This window comes from Kordia periserrulae (genome assembly GCF_003054265.1).
Classification (GTDB): domain Bacteria; phylum Bacteroidota; class Bacteroidia; order Flavobacteriales; family Flavobacteriaceae; genus Kordia; species Kordia periserrulae.
The window spans coordinates 852,894-877,712 of sequence record NZ_QBKT01000001.1; the positions used below are offsets into that span (position 1 = coordinate 852,894).

The 24,819-nt window shown below is 38.0% G+C and carries 17 protein-coding genes; 10 read left to right on the plus strand and 7 right to left on the minus strand.

The window, feature by feature from the left end:
- Window positions 1-19: 19 nt before the first annotated feature.
- Complete coding sequence (locus tag C8N46_RS03650) at window positions 20-1,189, plus strand: efflux RND transporter periplasmic adaptor subunit (RefSeq protein ID WP_108113482.1); 1,170 nt, start codon at window positions 20-22, stop codon at window positions 1,187-1,189.
- Between the two features lie 5 nt (window positions 1,190-1,194).
- On the plus strand, window positions 1,195-4,728 hold the full coding sequence (locus tag C8N46_RS03655; protein WP_108113483.1) for an efflux RND transporter permease subunit: 3,534 nt from the start codon (window positions 1,195-1,197) through the stop codon (window positions 4,726-4,728).
- A gap of 366 nt (window positions 4,729-5,094) precedes the next feature.
- On the opposite strand, the gene C8N46_RS03660 is transcribed toward C8N46_RS03655, so the two are convergent.
- Window positions 5,095-5,454 carry a toxin-antitoxin system YwqK family antitoxin gene (locus C8N46_RS03660; protein ID WP_108113484.1) on the minus strand — a complete coding sequence of 120 codons (360 nt, stop codon included), beginning with the start codon at window positions 5,452-5,454 and terminating at the stop codon, window positions 5,095-5,097.
- Window positions 5,455-5,767: 313 nt separating this feature from the next.
- On the opposite strand from C8N46_RS03660, the gene aspS reads away from it, so the two are divergent.
- The 6 genes from aspS to C8N46_RS03690 all read left to right on the plus strand — a co-directional run bounded on the left by aspS (window position 5,768) and on the right by C8N46_RS03690 (window position 11,436).
- Window positions 5,768-7,516: an aspartate--tRNA ligase gene (aspS, locus tag C8N46_RS03665; RefSeq protein WP_108113485.1), complete on the plus strand. Its 1,749-nt coding sequence runs from the start codon at window positions 5,768-5,770 to the stop codon at window positions 7,514-7,516.
- Window positions 7,517-7,607: 91 nt separating this feature from the next.
- Complete coding sequence (locus tag C8N46_RS03670) at window positions 7,608-8,147, plus strand: hypothetical protein (protein ID WP_108113486.1); 540 nt, start codon at window positions 7,608-7,610, stop codon at window positions 8,145-8,147.
- Window positions 8,119-9,060: a tetratricopeptide repeat protein gene (locus C8N46_RS03675; RefSeq protein ID WP_108113487.1), complete on the plus strand. Its 942-nt coding sequence runs from the start codon at window positions 8,119-8,121 to the stop codon at window positions 9,058-9,060. Before C8N46_RS03670 ends, C8N46_RS03675 begins: the two co-directional genes overlap by 29 nt.
- Before the next feature lie 30 nt (window positions 9,061-9,090).
- Window positions 9,091-10,869, plus strand: coding sequence for a chloride channel protein (locus C8N46_RS03680; RefSeq protein ID WP_108113488.1), 1,779 nt, complete (start codon window positions 9,091-9,093; stop codon window positions 10,867-10,869).
- A gap of 35 nt (window positions 10,870-10,904) precedes the next feature.
- Window positions 10,905-11,159 (plus strand): hypothetical protein, encoded by a 255-nt coding sequence (locus C8N46_RS03685; RefSeq protein ID WP_108113489.1) that lies wholly within the window; start codon window positions 10,905-10,907, stop codon window positions 11,157-11,159.
- An 82-nt stretch (window positions 11,160-11,241) separates the two neighbouring features.
- Complete coding sequence (locus C8N46_RS03690) at window positions 11,242-11,436, plus strand: cold-shock protein (RefSeq protein ID WP_108113490.1); 195 nt, start codon at window positions 11,242-11,244, stop codon at window positions 11,434-11,436.
- A gap of 261 nt (window positions 11,437-11,697) precedes the next feature.
- Here the strand turns inward: C8N46_RS03690 and C8N46_RS03695 are convergent, their stop codons facing one another.
- Window positions 11,698-12,153 (minus strand): nucleoside deaminase, encoded by a 456-nt coding sequence (locus C8N46_RS03695; protein WP_108113491.1) that lies wholly within the window; start codon window positions 12,151-12,153, stop codon window positions 11,698-11,700.
- Window positions 12,154-12,236: 83 nt separating this feature from the next.
- Between C8N46_RS03695 and C8N46_RS03700 the strand changes: the two genes are divergently transcribed.
- Entirely contained in the window at window positions 12,237-14,003 is a 1,767-nt protein-coding gene (locus C8N46_RS03700; protein WP_108113492.1) for a 1-deoxy-D-xylulose-5-phosphate synthase, read from the plus strand.
- A gap of 151 nt (window positions 14,004-14,154) precedes the next feature.
- Here C8N46_RS03700 and C8N46_RS03705 read toward each other — a convergent pair whose 3' ends face one another.
- From C8N46_RS03705 to C8N46_RS03720, 5 genes are all read right to left on the minus strand, one after another.
- Window positions 14,155-14,565 carry a DUF1801 domain-containing protein gene (locus C8N46_RS03705; protein ID WP_108113493.1) on the minus strand — a complete coding sequence of 137 codons (411 nt, stop codon included), beginning with the start codon at window positions 14,563-14,565 and terminating at the stop codon, window positions 14,155-14,157.
- Window positions 14,566-14,605: 40 nt separating this feature from the next.
- Window positions 14,606-14,743, minus strand: a complete 138-nt coding sequence (locus C8N46_RS20325) for a hypothetical protein (RefSeq protein WP_158269072.1) — start codon at window positions 14,741-14,743, stop codon at window positions 14,606-14,608.
- Window positions 14,744-15,076: 333 nt separating this feature from the next.
- Window positions 15,077-17,875: a T9SS type A sorting domain-containing protein gene (locus C8N46_RS03710; RefSeq protein WP_108113494.1), complete on the minus strand. Its 2,799-nt coding sequence runs from the start codon at window positions 17,873-17,875 to the stop codon at window positions 15,077-15,079.
- A gap of 46 nt (window positions 17,876-17,921) precedes the next feature.
- On the minus strand, window positions 17,922-20,816 hold the full coding sequence (locus tag C8N46_RS03715; protein WP_108113495.1) for a M4 family metallopeptidase: 2,895 nt from the start codon (window positions 20,814-20,816) through the stop codon (window positions 17,922-17,924).
- A gap of 43 nt (window positions 20,817-20,859) precedes the next feature.
- On the minus strand, window positions 20,860-22,203 hold the full coding sequence (locus C8N46_RS03720) for a deoxyguanosinetriphosphate triphosphohydrolase (protein ID WP_108113496.1): 1,344 nt from the start codon (window positions 22,201-22,203) through the stop codon (window positions 20,860-20,862).
- A 235-nt stretch (window positions 22,204-22,438) separates the two neighbouring features.
- Between C8N46_RS03720 and C8N46_RS03725 the strand changes: the two genes are divergently transcribed.
- Entirely contained in the window at window positions 22,439-24,769 is a 2,331-nt protein-coding gene (locus tag C8N46_RS03725) for an inorganic phosphate transporter (protein WP_108113497.1), read from the plus strand.
- Window positions 24,770-24,819 lie beyond the last annotated feature (50 nt).

A 24,819-nucleotide genomic window follows, 5' to 3' on the forward strand; every position in this document is an offset into this window, starting at 1 on the left:
AAGAATAAAATCAATCCTAATGAAAAAAATAAAATTCCTTCTTCTTCCGGTCGTTCTTATGCTTGCCGCTTGTGGTGGTGGAAAAGAGAAAGATATAGATACATTAATTGAAGAAAAAAATGTAGAAGCCATCACAGAAAAAAAAGAAGCATTAACAGCTGAAAAAGATGCGCTTGATGCTCAAATTAAAAAACTGTCTGATGCCTTAGAGGAAATCAATCCTACTAAAAAGAAAACCTTTATCACGGTATTTTCTGCAAAAGACAGCGTGTTCAATCACTACTTAGAATTGCAAGGAAGTGTAGATACTAAAAAAAATATTGTCATCACACCGGAGTATAACGGAATCCTAAAACAAGTATTCGTAAAAGAAGGACAACAAGTTTCTAAAGGACAAATTTTAGCAAGAATCGATGATGGTGGCTTGGGGCAGCAAGTAGCACAATTGCAAATTCAAGCAGACTTAGCCAAAACAACCTACGAGCGACAAAAAAGATTGTGGGATCAAAAAATTGGTTCGGAAATTCAGTTTTTACAAGCAAAATCAGCGTATGAAGCACAACAAAAAGCGGTGGACCAACTAAAAACACAACTGGCAAAAACAGCCGTAAAAGCACCATTTTCAGGCGTTATTGACGATGTGATTACAGAGCAAGGTTCAGTAGTTGCTGCAGGACAATCACCGTTGATTCGTATTGTAAACTTACGCGATATGTACATTGAAGCTGTGATTCCAGAAAAATACATCACAAGTGTAACTGAAGGAAAAGACGTGGAAGTATATTTCCCAGTATTAGGCAAAGAAATTCCAGCAAAAATACGCCAAGCAGCTGATTTTATCGATCCAAACAATCGTACCTTCAAAGTAGAAATTGCGGTGCCTAATAAAGACGGAAACATCAAACCAAACTTAACTGCAAAGCTAAAAATCAACGATTACACCAATCCGAAAGCTATCTTGATTCCTCAAAGCGTAATTTCAGAAAATGCTGATGGCGAACAATATGTATTTGTTGCCGATTCTATTCAAGGCAAAACTGCAAAAGCAAAAATAAGAAAGATTGTCACAGGCAAAACGCAAGGCGATTATATTGAAGTAATTGACGGTTTACTTAACGGTGATGCAGTTATCAACGCAGGTGCAAGAACAGTAAATAACGGACAAGAAGTAACGATTTTAGAAAAATAAAAACTATGTCGGACAAAAATATAAACAAGGAATTCAAACTATCCTCTTGGGCGATAGATAATCCTACCATTATCTACATCATTATGGGATTGCTGCTCGTACTCGGACTTTCCGCGTACTTTAGCATGCCAAGGGAAAACTTTCCTGAAATCAAGGAAACCAAAATATATATCAGTACCATTTATCCAGGAAACACTGCAGAAGATATTGAAAAACTGATTGTCGATCCACTCGAAGACCAAATCAAAAATATCAGTAATGTAGTAGAAGTTACCTCTACCTCACAAGAAGATTACGGAATCATCATTGTCGAATTTGATGAAGATATCACGGTTGAAGAAGCCAAAACCAAAATCAAAGACAAGGTTGATACCGAAAAAGGCGGCGAAGATTGGCCAACGTTCAACGGCGCCAAAGTGGAACCGAATGTATTTGACTTAAATATTTCGGAAGAAACGCCGATTCTGAATATCAATATCAAAGGAGATTATCCTGTTGAAAAGCTCAAAGAATATGCAGAATTCTTAGAAGATGAAATTGAAGACTTAGAGCAAATCAAGCAAGTAGACATTCGTGGCGCACAAGAAAAAGAAGTAGAAGTTGCCGTTGATATCTACAAAATGATGGCAGCTAAAGTCAATTTTGACGATGTTCGAAACGCCATTGCCAACGGAAATGTCACGATTTCCGCAGGAAACATGATTACCTCAGGGCAACGACGTACCATTCGTATTTTGGGCGAAATTGATGACCCGAAAGAATTGAACGATTTCGTGGTAAAATCTATTGACGGACCTGTGTATTTACGTGATATTGCTACGGTTCGCTTTCAAGAAGAAGACAAAACCACTTTCGCTCGTGAATTCGGTAAAAAAGTAGTGATGCTCGACGTGAAAAAGCGTGCTGGGAAAAACATGGTCGCTGCTGCAGATGAAATCAATAAAATCGTTGATACATTTAAAGAAGACCATAAAGACTTAACCGTAACCATCACCAACGATCAATCGGAAAAAACCATCAACCAAGTAAACGATTTGGTAAACAATATCATCTTCGGTATCATCTTAGTAGTCTTTGTATTAATGTTTTTCTTAGGATTTCGGAATGCCCTATTCGTAGGATTGGCAATTCCGATGTCCATGTTTATGTCGTTTATGATTCTAGATTTGTTAGGATATACGATGAACACTATGATTCTTTTTGCATTAATCATGGGACTTGGAATGTTAGTAGACAACGGAATTGTAGTCGTGGAAAACGTGTATCGTTTGATGGACGAAGAAGGCATGAGTCGTATAGAAGCTGCTAAAAAAGGAATTGGAGAAATTGCGTTTCCAATCATCATTTCTACCTTAACTACAGTAGCTGCATTTGTGCCACTCGGAATGTGGCCTGGCGTTATGGGACAATTCATGATTTACTTCCCAATCACGTTATCGGTCGTATTAGGTTCGTCACTTTTCGTGGCAATTTTTATCAACTCCATGATGGTATCACAATTTATGGAAGTTGGAGAACGCAAACTTAAGGTACGACAATTACTAATTCTCAGCGCTGTATTGGTTTTCTTAGGAATTCTGTGCTATCTCATTGGTGGCGATGCTGTAGGATTGGGAACCTTATTCATTTTCATCGCATTGATGTTTTGGGTGTACAAATACATACTCAAACCAATGGCGCGTTATTTCCAAAAACGAATTCTCGCTGCGCTGGAAAGAGCGTACGAACGTTTCTTGCGCTTTGCCTTAACGGGATGGAAATCGTATGCGTTTTCATTCGGAACATTTACATTACTACTAGTAACATTTATGCTATTTGGACAATCTATCCAAAGCAAACGAACAAGTGTAGAATTTTTTCCAGACAACAAACCAAATCAAATTATTGTCTACATCGAATATCCACAAGGAACCGCGATTGAAAAAACCAATGAAATCACAAAAGACATCGAAAAACGTGTATATGATGTGCTAAATGCCGAAGAATACATGGAAGGCGACCGTAACTTCTTGGTAGAATCTGCCGTGTCACAAGTAGGTGAAGGCGCTGGAAATCCGCAAACCGATGGAGGTTCAGCAGCAGAAATGCCACACAAAGGAAAAATTACGGCGTCCATGCGCGAATACAAATTCCGAAAAGGAAAAGACAGTGAAGTATTGCGTAAAAAAGTAACGGAAGCACTGAAAGGAATCTATCCTGGAGTTGCCATTTCGGTAGAAAAAGACGCGGTTGGTCCGCCAGTAGGTTATCCAATCAACATCGAATTGGAAGGAAACGATTATACCGAACTTATCACAGAAGCTGAGCGTTTGCGCGATTTAATCAACTCTAAAAATATTGCAGGAATTGAAGAACTCAAAATTGACGTCAACAAAGGAAAACCTGCAATGCAAGTAGTTGTAGACCGTGAAAAAGCGGGTGAACTAGGTGTTTCGGCAGGACAAGTTGGGCAGCAATTGCGAAACTCGTTATTTGGTGTCAAAGCAGCGGTGTACAAAGAAGACGGAGAAGATTATGACATCTATGTGCGTTTCAACGAAGAAAACCGTTACAACAAAAGCTCGTTGTTCAATCAAAAATTGATTTTTAGAAATCAAATGGGGCAACTCAAGGAAATTCCTGTCTCTGCAGTAACAACGGAACGAAACACTTCTGGATTTAGCGCCATCAAACACAACGATTACAAACGTGTGGTTACGGTGTATTCAGGATTGGCACCAGGCTACACGGATGCTGGAGCCATTGTCGATCAAATCAAAAAAGAAATCGGAAACGAATTCAAACCTGAAGGCATTAAAGTAGATTACACAGGACAAATTGAAGAACAAACAAAGCAAATGATATTCTTAATGAGCGCCTTTTTTGCTGGTTTAGGGTTGATTATGTTGATTTTAATTTTCCAATTTAGTTCCATCTCAAAACCGACTATCATCATGATTGCCATCTTTTTAAGTTTGATTGGTGTTTTTGGTGGATTACTAATCACAGGAGCTTCTTTCGTAATTATGATGACCATGATGGGAATTATCTCCTTGGCGGGAATTGTGGTGAATAACGGAGTTGTATTATTAGATTACACACAACTCTTGATAGACCGTAAGAAGCACGAAATGAAAATTCCGAAGGAAACCTATTTGCCAATACCACAAGTATATGAAGCAGTTGTAAAAGCAGGAAAAGCACGTTTGCGTCCTGTATTACTAACGGCAATTACGACGGTTTTAGGATTAATTCCACTCGCAATTGGTTTCAATATTGACTTTTTCTCACTCTTTAGCGAATTTGATCCAAAAATATACTTAGGAGGAGACAACGTAATCTTTTGGGGACCATTAGCTTGGACGGTAATCTACGGATTAATCATTGCGACATTCTTGACCTTGATTATTGTTCCAATATTGTTCTATCTCATCACGAAGTTTAAATTCTGGTTGTTCAAAAGCAAGCGACCAATAGAATACAGCTCGTTCATCAATGATAATGACGACGATGAAGATATTGATATCAACGAAGTGGATTTACCGATAGAAACGGTGTAGTGAAACTGAAAGTGAATTTGAAGTTGAACTCGAAGTTGAAATTGAAAATCATAGCTGTTCTCGATACATTTTTCCTTCGGAAAAACACACGAACTGACGGTTTGTGTTTTGAATTTAAAGGTTAAATAATCATAACAAAAGAAACATTGATACATTATCAAATTATCACACTAATCAAAGCGTCACTTCGAGTGAAATTCTGAAAGAATTTTGTATCGAGAAGTGCTTGGAAACTTAAAGTTTTAAATGCTGAATTTTGAATTATTTTCAAAACGTAAACTCATAAACTTTTAAACCTATAAACTCAACAAAAAAATCCCGAAATCGTATCGATTTCGGGATTTTTTTGTCGTTATAAAAGTTCTTTTACTTATTACTTACCACAGAAGTATTTCGTTTCCAAACATTTACGTCTTTAATTTTACTTTTCTTATAATCTACTTCACTCAGTTGGTCAGCATTCCAAAAGAACCACTTCCCTACTTTTTTTCCGTTCTCATAATTTCCAACGGCTGTTTTCTTTCCTTTTGCGTTAAATGATTTCCATTCTCCTTGTAATTTTCCGTCCAACGTAAAAAATCCTGTTTGTGCTACGACTCCATTATCATGGAAATACGTCGCTTTAATCAAATCTCCTTTTTTCTCTAATGTTGGCTTATCACTGCTTTGTGCAAACGCAGTTGCTCCGAAAACTAAGCAAACTGCTACAAAAAATAACTTCTTCATATCTATATATTTTTAATGATTTGGGACTTCTATTAATATTTACATTACAAACTTAACGTTTTTTTTACTTTCACACAACATTTACATAACATTAAATTAACATTGAAGCTGTAAAGCACTTATTTTCATACACTTACTATTGTTAATTTTGGTAACATTACACATAAAAAGAAGCTTCTCTGCGTCTAAATTTTGGTAAAAAAGGGAATTTCATTCCTAAAATTCGAAGAAAGAAAATCCACAAAATATTTCCATTCTCACAAGCTTCATCCACTAAAAACCATTAAATTTGCGCTTTTAAAATCGCATACACATGTACAGATCACATAGTTGTGGTGAATTAAGAGCATCACACGTTTCACAAGAAGTTACCTTAGCAGGTTGGGTTCAAAAATCAAGAGATAAAGGATTTATGATTTGGGTAGATCTTCGCGATCGCTACGGAATCACACAACTTATTTTTGATGAAGAACGCACACCAGCCAACGTTTTTGAAAAAGCAAAAACCCTTGGACGCGAATTCGTGATTCAAGTAACAGGAAACGTTATTGAACGTGAAGCCAAAAACGCTAAAATTCCAACAGGAGATATTGAAATTCTAGTCACAGAACTAACAATTTTGAATGCTTCATTGTTACCGCCTTTTACCATTGAAGATGCAACCGACGGCGGAGAAGACATCCGAATGAAATATCGCTACTTAGACATTCGTCGAAATCCTGTAAAAAACAGCTTAATCTTCCGCCACAAAGTAACAATGGAAGTGCGCAAATACTTGTCTTCACAAGAATTTATCGAAGTGGAAACGCCGTATTTAATCAAATCTACGCCAGAAGGTGCGCGCGATTTTGTAGTGCCTTCTCGTATGAATGAAGGACAATTTTACGCATTGCCACAATCGCCACAAACTTTCAAACAATTATTGATGGTGGGCGGAATGGACAAATATTTTCAAATTGTAAAATGCTTCCGCGATGAAGATTTACGTGCCGACAGACAACCAGAATTCACGCAAATTGACTGCGAAATGGCGTTTGTAGAGCAAGAAGATATTTTAAATGTATTTGAAGGACTCACACGTCACTTACTCAAAGAAATCAAAGGAATTGACGTAGAAAAATTCCCAAGAATGACCTTTGACCACGCCATGAAAACCTATGGAAACGACAAACCAGACATTCGTTTTGGGATGGAGTTTGGCGAATTGAACGATGTAGCACAACACAAAGATTTTAACGTATTCAATTCGGCAGAATTGGTTGTCGGAATTGCAGTGCCTGGCGCGGCAAGCTTTACACGTAAAGAAATAGACAAACTGATTGACTGGGTAAAACGTCCACAAATTGGCGCGCTCGGAATGGTATACGTAAAATACAATGAAGATGGAAGCTTCAAATCATCGGTTGATAAATTCTACGACCAAGAGGATTTGGCAAAATGGGCAGAAAAAACAGGTGCAAAACCAGGTGATTTAATCTGTGTACTATCAGGAGCAACGAATAAAGTGCGTGCGCAACTCAGTGCGTTGCGTATGGAAATGGCAGAGCGTTTAGGTTTGCGTAATCCGGAAGAATTTGCGCCTTTGTGGGTTGTAGATTTTCCTTTGTTAGAATTGGACGAGGAAACAGGACACTATCACGCCATGCACCATCCATTTACGTCACCAAAACCTGGACAATTGGAATTGCTAGACACCAATCCTAGCGATGTAAAAGCAAACGCGTACGATTTGGTCTTAAACGGAAACGAAATTGGCGGCGGTTCTATTCGTATTCACGATAAGCAAATGCAAGCCATCATGTTCAAACATTTAGGCTTTACAGAAGAAGAAGCCAAAGCACAGTTTGGATTCTTAATGGACGCTTTCCAATACGGCGCGCCACCACACGGCGGATTGGCTTTCGGATTGGACCGATTGGTGGCTATTTTGGGCGGACAAGAAACGATTCGTGACTTTATTGCCTTCCCGAAAAACAACTCTGGTCGCGATGTCATGATTGATGCGCCTGCACCAATTGACGATGAACAATTGAAAGAACTCAGTATCAAGCTTGATATGTAGTTTGTACTGAACTATAAAACACGCATACAATTAACTTCGTATTATATTAAAAACCCTGCAATTTGTAGGGTTTTTTTAGTAGTTTTAGATAATGAAAACAATCAAAAGTTATAGTTTCTTCTGTCTAATCATCATATTAGCAACCTGTAGTATTTCTTGCGAAAAATTACCGAATGAAGAAACTTATATTCCAACAGAAAACGCCTTCACCGCAGATGCACATTATATCAATCCTGAAACGGCATTGTTAAGTGACGGATTTGAAGTGTGTGACGAAAATTTCATTCTTCAATATTACAATCCCGAACGTGCCACGTATAGCAAAGGCAAAAACGGATTGCGAAATTTTATACTTTCCAATTATAAAAACAACAACTATACAGATGCTGGCTATCTCAACATTCGTTTTGTGATTAATTGCAAAGGCGAAGCGGGTCGTTATGTCATTCATGAAAATAATTTGGAGTTAGAACCAATCACTTTTACTGAAGGATTAAAAGACCAATTGTTTGAATTGACAACACAATTACAAGAATGGAATCCAAATTTTGTACGTGGTGCGTATCGCGATACCTATATGTACATCTCATACCGAATAGAACATGGAAACATTACCGAAATACTTCCTTAGTTTAGCAATCGTTTTGTGTTTGTTTTCGTGCGAAGACGAAATCGACCGAAAAAAACGTGCGTTGGACAGTTTTCACTACGGAATGCAGCACTATCAAGGAACCGAAGAAAGCATCAACGCGTTTGCAAGAGCCGTAGAACTCGATCCGACACATGCAGAATCGTGGCGCGAATTGTCGATTCCGTTCTTAAAAAGAGGCATGCCACACTTGTGGAAACCGTATATAGACAAAGCGGTGGAACTCGATCCAATTACGTGGCAAGGCTATCGCGGATATAATTATTTGTGGTTTTATCGCGATTATAAAAGTGCCATTGCTGATTTTGATGCAACAGATACCTTAACGCCAAATTTTACTGATGCGCCGCAAGGTCACAGCGTCGATTATTGGCGTGGTATTGCGTATTTAGGCTTGAAAGAGTATGACAATTGTATTGCCTATTTTGACAAACACATTCAAAAAGAAACCGAAGAAACTGGCGAAGATTGGGTAGAACATGAAGCGTTTCTGTATCGTGGTATTGCGCATTATGAAAAAAATAAAACACAGTTTCATTCCATTTACAATCCGAAAATTTTTGAAGCTGCGTTAAACGATTTTAACACGATTTTGAAATACAATTCAGATTTTGCGGATGCAAACTATTACAAGGCACTGACATTGTTTGAAGAATGCAAACTGTTACAAAAAGAAATAAAAATAAACAGTTTTCGCGACAGTAATTTGTTACACAGCCCAACTCCTCAAGAAATCTTAGCAAAGAAAAAATCAGAAGCGGTCAAAACCATTCAAAAAGGCTTGGAAAACTTTCAAAATGGCTATTCGGTTCGGCGTCCGTATGTAGAAACCATTCGTCAATTGTATTTGGAAGATTTTATAAACCTGCAAGCGAAATTGGAATCGATGCATTAGATTTGTATTTTTAAAAGATACAATCGCAACATGCCAACGAGCAAAAAATCACGTTTTACACGTTTTCTGATTTGGAGATACAAACATATTTCCAACAAAAACTTTGTATATATCTTAGGCGTGTTGGTAGGTTTGAGCTCTGGTTTGGTGGCGGTAACCATAAAAAACATTACCTTTTCCATAGAAGCATTGCTAGAAAACGGCATTATCTTTTCTAAAAATCAACTCTACTTTATTCTGCCAACTATCGGATTGTTTTTAGTATATATTTTATTGCGATATGTATTTAAAAAAGAAACAGAACATGCCATTTCGTCCATTTTGTACGCGCTTTCCAAGCGAACGGGCATTATGGAAAATCATAAAATTTACATTCCACTCATTACGGCACCACTCACAGTAGGTTTTGGTGGTTCGGTCGGATTGTTAGGACCAGCCGTTGCTTCGGGTTCGGCAATTAGTTCTAGCATCAGTAAGTTATTTCATATTGATAACAAAACACGCATGTTGTTGATTGGTTGTGCGGCAGCAGGCGCTATTTCGTCCATCTTTAAATCGCCCGTAGCGGCTATTATTTTTGCCATTGAAGTATTCAGTCTCGATTTAACCTTAACTTCGTTAATTCCCTTATTATTGGCGTCGGTTTCAGCAGTGGTGACTTCATATTTTTTCTTGGGAAATGAAAACTTGTTCAATTTCAATCTGACAGAACAGTTTCAACTCGGCGACATTCCTTTTTATATTTTGCTTGGCGTCGGAACTGCTTTTGCGTCTATTTACTTTACCAAAATGCATTTTGCCATTACGAAATTTTTTGGGCGCTTTCGCGAGAAAAAACATAGACTCATTATTGGCGGATTGACTATTGGTGTGATGCTCTATTTCATTCCACCACTGTATGGAGAAGGTTTCGGATTCATTACAGATTTGTTAGATGGCAATCACATCAAAGCACTTGGAACAACGCCGCTAGATGCCTATATTGACAATATTTGGGTAGTCATTGTGCTACTGATTGGTATCACCATTTTTAAAGCCATTGCCATGACCACCACTTTTGCCGCTGGCGGTTCGGGTGGAATTTTCATTCCGACACTAGTGATGGGAAGCGCGCTGGGAAATGTCGTTGCCAAAGTCATCAATCAGTTTGGATTTAACGTTTCAGAGTCCAATTTTACCTTAGTCGGCATGGCTGGATTGATTGCTGGAGTTATTCATGCACCACTAACCGCTATTTTCTTAATTGCGGAAATTACGGGCGGCTACGATTTGTTTGTACCGTTGATGTTAACCTGCGCGATTTCGTTTTTATTCACCAAAAACATCTTACATTATACCATTTACACGCGCGAATTGGCAGCTACAGGCGATTTACTCACGCATAACAAAGACGAAACTGTATTGACGTTGATGGCATTGGACAGTGTTATTGAGAAAAACTTTAGTGTCATTCATCCCGAAATGAGTTTGCGAACCATGTTGCATGAAGCGGTTGCAAAATCGAAGCGCAATTTGTTTCCTGTAGTAGATGACGATGATAATTTGGTGGGAATTATTTTGTTGGATGATATTCGCGAGTTTATGTTTGATACCGCATTGTACGATTCGCTTCACGTAGATGACATCATGCACAACGCGCCCGATTATATCATTTACGAAGAAGACAATATGAAATCTGTAATGAAAAAGTTTCAAGACAGTAGCGCTTGGAATTTGCCAGTATTAAAAGATGATAAATATTACGGATTCGTCTCAAAATCTAAACTATTAACCGCATATCGCCGAAAGTTGATTACTTTTACGAGATAATTAATAAGGTCGAAAGCATTTTAAATTCTATTAAAGTGAGTAATACAATTATAAAATACATTTTAATCGTTCTTATCATCGCACTTTTAGGTGTGGGAATCTTTGCCTATACGTACGAATTTGCCGAAGAAGACTTCGATAAAAAAGTCATGGGCATCTGTATTTTAATCTTTTCTTTTATTTGGATGCCGCTCTTTATTTACTATCGTTATAAAGATAAAAAGAAGGAAGATTTTATACTTTCCAATGAAAAATTGAAAGAAATGAACGACTACGGACGAAAAGAATAACACAAAAAACACCAGCGATTTGCATCAGTTGTCCTTGAAAAATGTTAACTTAGGTATCTATTAATTTTATTTTATTTCACAAATGACTGGTACAGTTAAATTTTTCAATGAAGACAAGGGCTTTGGATTCATTACCAACGACGACACAGGAAGAGACATTTTTGTTCATGTTTCCAACTTAAATGGCTTAGTATTAAATTCGGATGACAGAGTTTCGTATGAAGAAGAAGAAGGCCGAAAAGGGATGGTTGCAGTTCAGGTACAAATTATTGAATAAATTTTTTGAACAACCCACTTAAAAAGCTATGCGCGCAATATGAATTGCGCGTTTTTTTATTAATTTTTTAACGTGAGTTCGATATAACTATTTTATTATGTAGCAGATTATCAATAGATTACATTCAATGTCAAATCGAGCGCAGTCGAGATTCCTTTGAAGTTATTAATTCTTAGCTGTTCTCGACTGCGCTCGAACTGACAATTAGTTATTTCTCAGTGAATTATGAATTACATAGTGATTTCTTAGGTAGAACTCACGTTAATTTAGATTTCGCTTTTGAATAAAAAACCTTTTAAGCAATTGTGAAGCTTCTTCTGCTAGTACGCCACCTTTCATAACTGTTTTCGGATGCAGTTTTGTTTGCAAATTGATGCATCCGCGTTCCGTATCGCGCGCGCCATACACAATGTTTGAAATCTGACTCCAATACAACGCACCTGCACACATTTGACACGGTTCAAGTGTTACATATAAGGTACATCTTTTAAGGTATTTTCCACCTAAAAAATTTGCGGCTGCCGTAATGGCTTGCATTTCAGCATGAGCCGTCACGTCGTTTAGTGTTTCTGTTAAATTATGTCCTCGGGCAATCACTCTATTGTCAATCACAATCACCGCGCCTACGGGAACTTCTCCTTTTTCAAAGGCAAATTCGGCTTCTTGCAGCGCTTTTTTCATAAAATAGGTATCGTCAAAGATGTTTTCGAGTTGCATACTAAAAAAATTGTATTGCAAAACTACTAAGTTTTTAGTGAACCCAATTCTAAAATCGTAATTTTACCATTCTAAATGCGTCCATGAAAAAATTACTTTCACATATCAATTCGCCCAAAGATTTGCGAAAACTTTCCAAAGAAGCGTTGCCACAAGTAGCGAAAGAATTGCGTGAGTTTATTATTGATATTGTGGCTGTAAAAGAAGGACATTTAGGCGCTAGTTTGGGTGTGGTGGAATTGACAATCGCCTTGCATTATGTGTTTAATACGCCCAATGATTTGCTGGTTTGGGATGTAGGACACCAAGCATACGGACATAAAATTTTAACGGAACGACGCGACATTTTTCATACCAATCGTCAAAAAGAAGGTATTTCAGGCTTCCCAAAACGTAGTGAAAGTATGTATGATACGTTTGGCGTGGGACATTCGTCCACGGCGATTTCTGCGGCGTTGGGAATGGCGATTGCTTCCAAACTACAAAACAACTTTTCAAAACAACATATCGCCGTGGTTGGCGATGCTTCCATTGCCAGCGGAATGGCGTTTGAAGCGATGAATCACGCAGGTGTTACGGATACTAATATTTTGATAATTCTGAATGATAACGCGATTGGAATTGACCCAAGTGTGGGTGCATTAAAGATGTATCTGACGAATGTCAAAAAAGGCATACAAAAACAAGACAATATTTTTGAAGCGTTGAATTTTAACTATTCTGGACCAATTGACGGACATGATATTGCGGCTGTTGTTGCTGAATTGGAACGCTTAAAATCAGTCAGTGGTCCTAAATTTCTGCATGTAATTACAACAAAAGGAAAAGGATTGCAAAAAGCAGAAGAAGACCAAGTAAAATATCATGCACCTGGAAAGTTTGATAAACTTACAGGCGAATTGGCTCCGAAAAACACGTCACATTTACCGCCGAAATTTCAAGATGTGTTTGGACATACGATTGTGGAATTGGCCCGTAAAAACGGAAAAATTATCGGAATTACACCTGCGATGCCCACGGGAAGTTCCTTAAAGTTTATGATGGAAGCAATTCCTGAACGTGCCTTTGATGTCGGAATTGCTGAGCAACACGCAGTCACGTTAGCTGCAGGAATGGCAACACAAGGACTGATTCCGTTTTGCAATGTGTATTCTACGTTTTTGCAACGCGCGTACGATCAAGTGATTCATGATGTGGCATTGCAAAATTTACCTGTGATTTTTTGTTTGGATAGAGCAGGTTTGGTTGGTCAAGATGGTGCTACGCATCACGGTGTGTTCGATTTGGCATATTTGCGATGTATTCCAAACCTCATCATTTTTGCGCCGTTGGATGAAATTGCCTTACGAAACATTATGTATACAGCACAAATTGGTTTGGAACATCCGATTGCGATTCGTTATCCGAGAGGTCGCGGAAGTTTGACCGATTGGAAACAACCGTTTTCGAAAATAGAAATAGGAAAAGGTCGCTGTTTGCGAAAAGGTTCAAAAGTTGCGGTGTTGAGTATTGGTCATATTGGAAATCAGCTGCAACCTATTTTAGAAACTATTGATACCGACGCACAGATTGGTTGGTACGATATGCAGTTTGTAAAACCATTAGATGCAACATTACTTCATGAAGTGTTTGCAAGTTATGATACGATTGTCACGCTGGAAGATGGTGTCATTAAAGGCGGATTTGGAAGTGCTGTGGCAGAATTCGCATCACAATATCAATATAAAAATACTTTACATTTTCGAGGAATTCCTGATGCGTTTATTGAACATGGAACGATGGAAGAGTTGTATGAGGAATGTGGTATTTCAGAGCGTAAAATAACGGAATTTTTGAGTTCACTATTATAATGTAAGACTATTTTTAGATTTTTTAGACTCGCTTTGCTTTAGATTTTTAGACGATTTTCAAAAAATAGCATCTTGCGAAAGCAAAACAACTAAAAGCGAAGCTTTTAAAGACATTGATACATTTTCAAATTAACACATTGCTACATTAAAATCACCGTTCCCAACGGTCACTTTTTTCAATGAGTTGTTTTAAGATATCCATGTTTACGTCTTCTAGTTTTTTGATATACAAACACCCTTTTCCAATTGAGTATTTCCCTAGATTTTCCAATAATTCGGCTTCGGTTTTTACATCGTACATCATGTATAAGGATAAGTGTGCTTTTCCAGGCGAAAATCCTGTGTTGAACCACTCAAATTCGTCTCCATTTTTTCGTTGATATGAATATTTTCCGTAACCAATGATACTCGTTCCCCAAATTTTAGGTTCTTTTCCTGTGACTTCTTTAAATACTTCGAGCAATACCTTTGCATCTGCTTTGCGCTTTTCGTTGGAAATAGCTTCTACAAAAGCATATACATCTTTGTCTGTTTGAGAATTTACCAATGTTTTCTTTGCCATGATTGAAAAGGTTTACAATGATTTGTATGCCACTTGTAACTTAATTTTCGTTTTGAGTGGCTTCTGTTTTTAGTTTTTCTTGTTGTGCTTCTTTTTTCTTTTTACTGCTAATAATATAGCCAATTATGGCAAGAAATAATAAAATATAGATGACTCTTCTTCTTTTGGTTGCGTTCATGATTGTAAAATCTATGATGTATTTGTTGTGAAGTTACTGTTTTTTGGAAAACGAAAAAAGACTGTTTCGGGAGACATAAAATTATATCTTTTGAAACAGTCTTTAAATTATAATATTGCTGACTATTTAACGTGAGTTCGGTATAAGTAATCTTATATTTAACTGACTTTCAAATACTTGCAATAAATGTCAAATCGAGCATTATCGTAGATACCGAGATTCGATTGAAAAGCACCGTTTTCTAGTGTTCTCGACTGCGCTCGAAGTGACAAAGAGTTATTTATCAGTAAATTACGAACAACATGACGATTTCTTACGTCGAATTCACGTTATTTACTGAATCACTATTTTTTGTGTTTTAAGTTTATTGTTTTGTTGAATTTTCAAAATATAAACACCTGTTGCCAATTCCGATAGGTTCAAGCTTGATGGTGAATTTCTACTCAAATCCAATTGCTTTACGCTGGCTTGTTGTCCTGCAATCGTATATGCCGTAATAGTTGTTTTTCCACTATCGTTAGCTTTGATGGTCATGTTTCCATTCGAAATTGTCGGATAGATAGAAAAATTATTGTCCGCCGTAAATTCTTCTGTACTTAATACGCCAGGCAAGAATTGTCCTGTAAAGAATCCTCTTCCGTGCGTAGTTGCCAATACGGTATTGTCTATGGTTCGTAAATCCAAATCTAACACAGGCACAGAACGCATTCCATTATCTGAGCGTACCCACGTTGGGTTTGCCGTATTAAAGTTTGACGATCTCCAAACACCTAATTCGGTTCCGATGATAACCTCAGCGCCGTTTGCTACTAATGGATTGACTAGAATCGCTTTTACGGGAATGTCTGGCAAGTTTCCATCTTTTTGTTCCCACGTAACACCAGCATCTGGAGAATACCATACGTTGTTTACGCCGTAGTTATGGAACGTTACGTATAAATCATCTTCCGTTTCTCCGAATTCAATATCAGAGATGCTTCCTACAAAACCAGCATCTTGAATGTTTGACCAAATTCGAATCGTAGTTAATGCCGCTTCAATTTTTAACAAACGTCCGTTGCGAAGTCCTGCATACAGTGTTTGTCCGTCTGCAGAGGTTTTAAAAGCAGTTGGACTGCTATTGAGTAAAGCGTTCGTCAAATCTGTTCGTACAACGTTAGAACCGCCGTTAGTAATGTTTGTAAACTGACCGATTCTAGCTGTTCCGCCCAGCGTAGTATTGGCATAAAATGTATTGGTATTTTTGTCCAATTCTGCCACATTGATAAAACCTCCTTCATTTGCATTGGCAATAAAATACGCGCCTGAAAAGTTCAATGTAGGATATGGAATAAATGCGTGACTTAAAAATGGAAAAGACGCAATCATATAACCGTCGTTAAAATCAATGGCTGTGTAGGCTCCGTCACCTCCTAAAAATTCTGATAAACTGTTGACACCAGCATTCGCATCAAGTGCGATTAAACTTCCGTTGTCTTGCGTTCCTCCTGCAAAATCATCACCATCAGCAATATCGCCATCAGCAATATCTCCGTAGTAAAACTGTGTGACATTGTAGTTTAAATTTCTTGGCACAATGGCATTGGCGTTTCCTGCGGAGTTGAAAATATCTGCACTGTAATACACGCCTCCATCATTTCCTATGATTGCTTGTGTATTATCGTTTGGACGGAATACAATTGCATGTTGATCGGCATGTACTAAAGACGCTGTAATATTTTGTTGTCCGCCGCCTGTTTGCCATTTTGAGAGTTGCTCCCATTCAGAATTTGTGTTGTTAAATTTGAACAAATCAATTCCTCCTACGTATAAATTGTCATTATTATCTACTTCAATAGGCAAATTGTAAAAGGCTTGTTGTCTTGTATAATCTGAAGCAGGAATTCCATTGTCAGCATCATCTGGTTCTGTGAGGAGCGTTATGGTAGCAAAACTATCGGTAGTTTGATATAAGTTTGCCTGCGATCCACCGCCGACATCTGCTGCTACCCAAAACGTTCCCGCTGTTGTTGATGAAGGTTCTAATTCGGTACGTTGTGTATTTGGTAAAGTAAATACTGAAGTAAACGTAATTCCATCTGTAGATGTTAAAATTTCTCCTCCATTGTTTCCAAAGAAATCACTTGTGGTTGTTAACCAAATATCGTTATTGATATCCAATTCGATATCGTTTGGATTTTTATAGGCTCCATTCCCAAACTGAATGGGAAAACGTGACCAGTTTGTACCGCCGTCATCCGATTTGTACAATCCTCTTTGGTCAAATCCTAAGATATTGAAAGGAACTCCCGATTCTCTATACGGCGCACTTGCTATAGCGGCATAAATTTCCGTAGTTCCGTTATTGTCTCTTGCCACTACATCGTTTACATAAAAAATTCCATCAATAGCAACATTTCCACTTATGTTAGAGGTTGTTCCAAAGTTTCCGCCTAAGACTTGCTGCCATGTGACGCCTCCATCAGTAGATTTGTAAATTCCTGAACCTATGGCAAATCCTGACGTGTACGATTCTCCAGAGCCTAAATACATGGTGTTGGAATCATTTGGGTCAGAAACAATTACCGTTACCGAAATATTGTCTGGCAATCCTGTTACCAATTGCCAAGACGAATTGACATCGGTAATATCATCATTTACCCACAATCCACCCGAAACGCCACCGGCGAATACACGTGTATAATCGTCGGCAGGATTGGCATTGTTGATATCGTTTGGATCAAAGAGCAAGGCGCGTGTACGACCACCAATATTGTTGGGTCCACGTTCTACCCAATTATTGTCTGCTGCATCGCCTGGCGCGCGTCCTTGCAATTGAAATTGCTCTATTTCGCGCTCAATTTGAGGAAGCAACTCAGGTGTTGGTCGCCCCAAGCTTGGATTCATAGTGAGTTCCCACACTTGTTCGTTATAGGCATTTGGCGGTAAGCCTTTCGCTTTGCGTTCTTTTCTAGATAGTTTTTGTGTTTCCTTGTACGGACTGTTTGCTAAGAAGTTGGCATGCTTTTCTCGCAATTCTGCTGCTGAAAGACTTTTTTCTTCCGCAGCAGCGAACTCGTCTATAAAAATATAGCCAAGCACAGCGAGCAACACAAAACCGATAGCAAGTCCTTTTTGAGTTGTTTTTTTCATAATTTTTTCTTTTTCTTTTTTCTTTTTTGGAGATGACTTCTCTACATTATTCGATGACGATTTTAGTAGATTCTACGAAGTTTTCTCCTGCAATTTTTAAGATATATAATCCTGATTGTAGATGATCTACATTGATATTGGCTGTTCCTGTAAGATTGATTTTTTTCGAAAATAAATTTCTTCCGTTGATATCAAATATGCTTACAGACACATCTCCTAAGTTTCTCGCCGCTTTGATGTTGAAACTTCCTTTTGATGGATTTGGATATACTGAAAACGCATTGTTTACAGCAACATCATTTACGCTTAATATGTCAGCAACTACTAAATTATCTATGACAGCACCTTCGTTATTCGTGTTTTGATCTGTCACTAAAACAAATCTAAACACAATACTTGATTCGTTGTTGAATGCAGATAAATTGTATTTGTATTCTTTCATGGTGGTATCGGTTCCTGTCCATTGCGAGCCAATACAGTTGAAGCAATCGGTATTTCCTGAAGAAGCAAAGGTTCTGTCACTATTGTACCAATCTGGATCGGTAGCATCACCCAAAACATTCCAATCTACGCCACCATTGGTTGAATATTCTACGTATAAATAATCCCAGTTTTGCTCAATATCGAACGCCATATCAAATTTTAGCGTCGGATTGGCAATTCCGTTCAAATCATAACAATCAGTAACAAGATAGCTTCTCGTGTTTTGGAAATAATCTCCATTTAAATTGGTTGCGTATACGTTTCCGCTTAGCGTTGTAGTAGCAAAAACACTTCCTGATTGATTGTAAACACCTCTACTCCACAATTGCGGAATACCATCAGCATAGGTAAGTAGCTCATCATCTGCGTTTTCTAAGTCATATACATCATCTACTGCGCCAATTTCATTCACGCGAATGGCAAACCCTTCTTGGTTGTTGGACGCATCGCCATCATTTAGTAAATCGACTGAAAAGCTTAACGCGTGCAATCCTTTGGTGAGTGTAATTGCTGGAAGATCAATATCTGTAGTACTTCCCACAGGAATGCTTCCGTTATAGGTAAATGTGTTTACGGAACCACCGTCAATAGTGTAATTGATATCCAAGGTTGTAATGTCGGTCGTAACTCCAGAGTTTTCCACACGGACTCTTGGTGAATAGGTATTTAATCCACAGTGAATTTCAGGATCGGTAACAGATACCAATCGCGCATCCGTTGCTTGTGCTACGTACTGATTTCCAACGTTTACCGCAAAAAATGCATCTTGTGTTGCAATGGCTTCTGGACTGTTAGAGCCGTATAAACTTAGAGCTACTTCTACTGCCGCGTTTCTAGTATCTAAGAAGGTACTGTTTGGCGTGAGGTAGTCGCGCAATACCAAATATGCAATTTCTTCTGCTTTTTGCATTCCGATTCCAGTAACATTGAATGGATTGAAGACATCGTTTGTTCCAGAACCTCCTTGTACCAGTAAGTAAAACCAGTAATTTAACACACCGCTGTTACTGTGTACGCCACATTGGTCATTGCTATTGTTTGGTGTTGGGCAACCTGCAGTCGAAGTTGGTCGCCAATTGGCACCTTCGTACGTATCTGGATCACCAAATTGGTTGGGATTGCTCATGCTTCGAATTCCGATGCCATTAGGTGCAATATCTTCTCCTATTTGCCACGTTTGCACATTCGGATTTAGGTCATCGCCATTTCCTTTCGCATAAAATTCAATAGCTGCGCCCCATAAATCTGAGTAGCCTTCATTGAGTGCGCCAGATTCTCTAGCATATACCAAGTTGTTGGCAAATTGTGTAACTCCGTGTCCAATTTCGTGTGCGCAAATATCAATACTTGTCAACGGATCAAATCCGCCGCCACCATCACCATACGACATTACTGAACCATTCCAAGCGGCATTTACCCAACTTGCTCCGTTTTGTGGATTGGCTACGTGAATATAGCTTCGCATGGCAAAACCGTTGCCGTCAATTCCGTTTCTTCCGTGCACGTTTAACCAATAGTCATACGATTGCATAGCGCCCCAATGTGCATCTAGCGCAGCGTTGTCTAATCCTGGAAGTGACCATACATTGTCTGCATCTTCAAATTCGGCAAAGTTGTTTATGTATCCGCCACCAAAAGGTACGTTTTGCGCATCTCGTGTGTACACACTTCTTGAGTCATCATTTAGTGTGTACATTCCGCTCGTTTCTAAGCGTGTTTCAATATCTCTTAATCCACTGTAACTTGTTTGCGCAGAACCTGTCACAAACAAATTGGTCGCTGTTTTTGCTTTTAGATTGTTTGGATTGTTGAAATACTCACGTCCTTCATTGTAAGCGTGTTTGATGATTTTATTATTGAATAAAATGTTTCCGTTTTGCGCATCTACATAAACTTCGCCTCTACTCACTGGTTGTGTAGCGTACATGTCAAATTTGTAAGCCAAGTTGAGCAAGCCAGAGTACTCATTCATTTCTGGTAATAAAACCAATTCGCCTTCAGGTTTGCTGTAATTGATAGCTGCTGCTTCCGCAGGATTTGACCATAAATATTCTTGTGCACCAACAAACGCTTTTGCTTTTTCAAATGCTTCTTGCGGAGATAAGGTTGGAGTTACATTTACACCAAGTCCATTGTACACTTCGCCATTAATACTTTTTACTGCATTATTTTTTGAGTGCATAATCAACGTACCAAATTCTACTTTGATTCCATTGTAATATTGTTGCATGCGCTCATGCTTCATTCCTGTACGGTCTTGGTTGACTGTAATTGTTTGGAATGTGTGATTGTCGTCTACATTGAACTTTTGTAAAAATGTTCTTTGCGCTTCTTCCGAAGAAACGTGTGTAGTAAACTTGATGGTTTTGTTGACAGAAACTGCCTGTTGCGCTTTTAGTTGCATCGCGCACAAGGCACATAAGATGAGAATTCCTGCTTTAATGTAATTTGAATACATAATTTAGTTAGTAATAATAGGGTTAAGAGGCTAATATTTTTGTTTATACTGTTTTGGCTGTGAGCTTATTGAACAATAATACTGCCTGACTGTCGGAGAGTCTGGAAATATAATTCGTTACGTTCATCAGTCGATGGTATAAATGATTTGTTTTATAGTCTACTGTTTCTGGTAAAACTTTCAAAATCAATTTGTCATAGCTAGATAATGAATCGTTGTGATGATTCTCTACTGCAGAAATAAAGGTGTTTAGTAAGTGCTGCAATACATGATATCCTGTTATTTCTTTTTCGATGACTTCTTCGCTTTTGTAAATTTTTTCGAAACTAATTTTGATAATATCTTCAATCTGTGCTTTGTACTTGCTCTTCTCCATAATACCTACGGAAAAATCGCCTGCACGGATTGCTTCTTCGTTTTCTAGAAAAATTCGCACCGCATCTTCAATGAGTGTATTGATAGATAAAGCACGTAAGTAACTCAACCGATCTTCTCGGTGTTGTAAGGCGCTGTATTTTTCTTTGTGAATGGTGTCGCGCACTAAATTGATTAAGTATTCGAGCGCTTTTTCTTCTTGAATTAAGCCAAGATTGATTCCATCTTCAAAATCAATAATTGTATAACAGATATCATCGGCAGCTTCTACCAAAAATGTCAATGGATGTCTGGCGTAGCGAATGTCATCACCTTCACCTTGTTGTAGTAAACCCAATTCGTTTGCCACATCGGTAAATGCTTCTTTTTGCGATTGGAAAATGCCGTATTTTTTATCGGCAATATGTTTTGTTGGTTTTTTTGGTAACGATTGCTTCGGATATTTCATAAAAGCGCCCAAAGTGGCATAGCTTAAACGCAAACTTCCGTCGACACCTTTTCGGTTTTCGGTTAAAATTTTAAATCCGTTCGCATTTCCTTCAAAATCGCATAAATCTTGATATTCTTTTGCCGTTAATTTTGATTGAAATTGCGTGCCGTTTCCAATTTTGAAATATTCACCAATAGCACGTTCGCCCGAATGTCCAAATGGCGGATTTCCAATGTCGTGTGCTAAGGCAGCGGCGGCAACGATGGCACCAAAATCGTTGAATTGAAAACCGTGCACTTCTTGTAAGTGCGGATATTTTTCTAAAAGTTTTTTCCCAACTTTTCTTCCCAAACTTCGTCCTACGACAGAAACTTCCAAACTGTGAGTAAGTCGCGTGTGTACAAAATCGGTTTTAGACAATGGAACGACTTGCGTTTTGTCTTGCAAACTGCGAAAAGCGGATGAAAATATGACCCGATCGTAATCTACTTCAAAACCCAATCGGGTTTCGTCTTGCTCTTTGCGCAAGCGCTTGTGGGTATCTCCATGACGTTTAAGAGAGAGTAGTTGTTCCCAATTCATTAGAAAAATAGCATTTTTACGTGCAATATAGCACATTAATATTGTAAATACCAACACATATATTCTAAACAGTTTATAAAAACAATTCCCTAAAGTAAAGTTATATTTCTGTGGTTTTTCAGTTATTTAGTATCTTTAGCGACGCCATAGGCAACAGTTAAGATATAACCTTATGGTAACATTACATTTGACAACACTTTTGATATTTGTAAATTATTTTTTTTAAAATCCTCGTATGGACAATATTTACTTACTGATGATCATTGCGTTGACTATTTTGGCGATTGCCGATTTGGTCGTTGGAGTTAGTAATGACGCAGTAAACTTCCTGAATTCTGCAATTGGTTCAAAAGCCATTTCTTTTAAAACAATTATGATTGTAGCCAGCGTTGGTGTTGCCGTCGGTGCTATTTTTTCAAGCGGTTTGATGGAAGTCGCCCGAAAAGGAATTTTTACGCCCGAACAGTTTCATTTTCATGAAATCATGATCATTTTCATGGCAGTAATGATTACGGATATTTTGCTGCTCGACTTTTTTAATACGCTCGGAATGCCTACTTCTACTACGGTTTCCATCGTTTTTGAATTGCTTGGAGCTGCGGTTGCCATGGCACTTATTACAATTAGTAAGAAAGGAGACGGATACGATACGCTTCTTGAATATATCAACACTTCCAAAGCTACTGAAATTATTGTCGGCATTTTATTGTCTGTCGTCATTGCGTTTACGATTGGTGCTGTCGTGCAATGGTTTTCACGTTTGTTGTTATCCTATAATTTTAATGAAAAAGCACGTTGGATTGGCGCTTTGTTTGGCGGATTTGCCTTAACAGCGATTACCTATTTTATTTTTGTAAAAGGAATAAAAGGAACTTCATATGCCAATAAAATTGTAGATACAGCATCTTCTCTAACGCTGAAAGACTTTTTAGAAGTGTATGTGTTACAAATTGTAACCATCAGTTTTGTGGCTTGGTCAATTATTTCTTATGGCGTAATGTCGCTTCTCAAAGTAAATATTTATAAACTCATTATTGTTATTGGAACTTTTGCCTTAGCACTCGCATTTGCAGGAAACGACTTGGTAAACTTTATTGGTGTTCCAATTGCGGGTTGGCAAGCGTTTGAAAAGTTTATGGAAAGCGGTTTTGCTGGTGGCGATATTGTAGCAGCAGCAAAAGATTTTGAAATGGGCTTTTTAGGAAAAACGGTAGAAACACCGACTATTTTCCTAGTAATTGCAGGCTTTATCATGGTAATCACACTTTGGTTTTCAAGCAAAGCAAAAGCCGTAGTAAAAACGTCAATCGATTTGTCAAGTCAAGAACAAACAAAAGAACGTTTTCGACCAAATTCGTTGTCGAGAGGTTTTGTTCGTGCTTCTATTGGCATATCCACTGGAGTTTCTTCTATCATTCCAAATTCATGGCAAAAGAAGATTGACAAACAGTTTGCAACGCCACCAGTAAAGAGTTATAAAAATAAAAAAGACATTCCTGCATTCGACATGGTACGTGCAGCCGTAAATTTAATGGTTGCCAGTGTATTGATTTCTATTGCTACTTCTATGAAATTGCCATTATCTACTACCTACGTTACGTTTATGGTTGCGATGGGAACTTCGTTGGCAGATAGAGCTTGGGGCGCAGAAAGTGCCGTATATAGAGTGGCAGGAGTTTTAAATGTGATTGGCGGATGGTTCTTTACAGCTATTGTTGCTTTTCTAGCAGCAGGATTGATAGCCTTCTTATTGAACATTCACCTTCCAATCATGCTAGCGTTGTTGTTGAGTTTAGCAGCGTTTTTATTAATCAGAAACTACATCATTCACAACAAGAAAGCCAAAGAAGCAAAGGTTGAAGATAGCTTGAAGAAAGCTGAAAGCAGTTCGGTGCAAGGTGTGATTCACGAAAGTGCTGATACCATTGGAAATGTATTGAAAAGAGGAAATCGAATTTATACAAACGCCATTAACGGTTTGGCTAAGCAAGATTTGAATATGCTGAAGAAAAACCGTAAAAATATTTCCAAACTTTCTGATGAGATTGACGAATTGCGCGATAATATTTTCTTCTTTATTAAAAATTTAGACGAAGCCAGCAGCGTTGGCGCGAGTAATTTTTATATCAATATTTTAGGGTATTTACAAGACATTACACAGTCGTTGGAATACATTTCGAAAGCGAGTTTAAAACACGTAAACAACAACCATAAGAAGCTAAAATTCAATCAAATTAAAGAGTTGAAACAGGTTGATGAAGCTATGGAAACCTTGTTTAATAAAACGAAAGAATCTTTTGATTCGCGTTCGTTTGAAGATATAGAAGGTGTTTTGGTGAGTAGAGACGGCATTTTTGAATTGGTTCAACAAAAAATCCAAACACAGGTTGAACGTACACGCACAGAAGAATCGAGTCCGAAGAATACAACGTTGTATTTTAGTTTGTTGCTAGAAACCAAAGATTTACTGAATGCTACGATGAATTTATTGGAAGTATATTACAAAGAACACGATAGTTCGGTTGAGCCTGCTACGATTAAAGATAAAACGGATCAAGAGGAATAGTTCTTCAATGTAACAATTTTTCTATTTGAAAATGTAGCAATTGTTTTTTA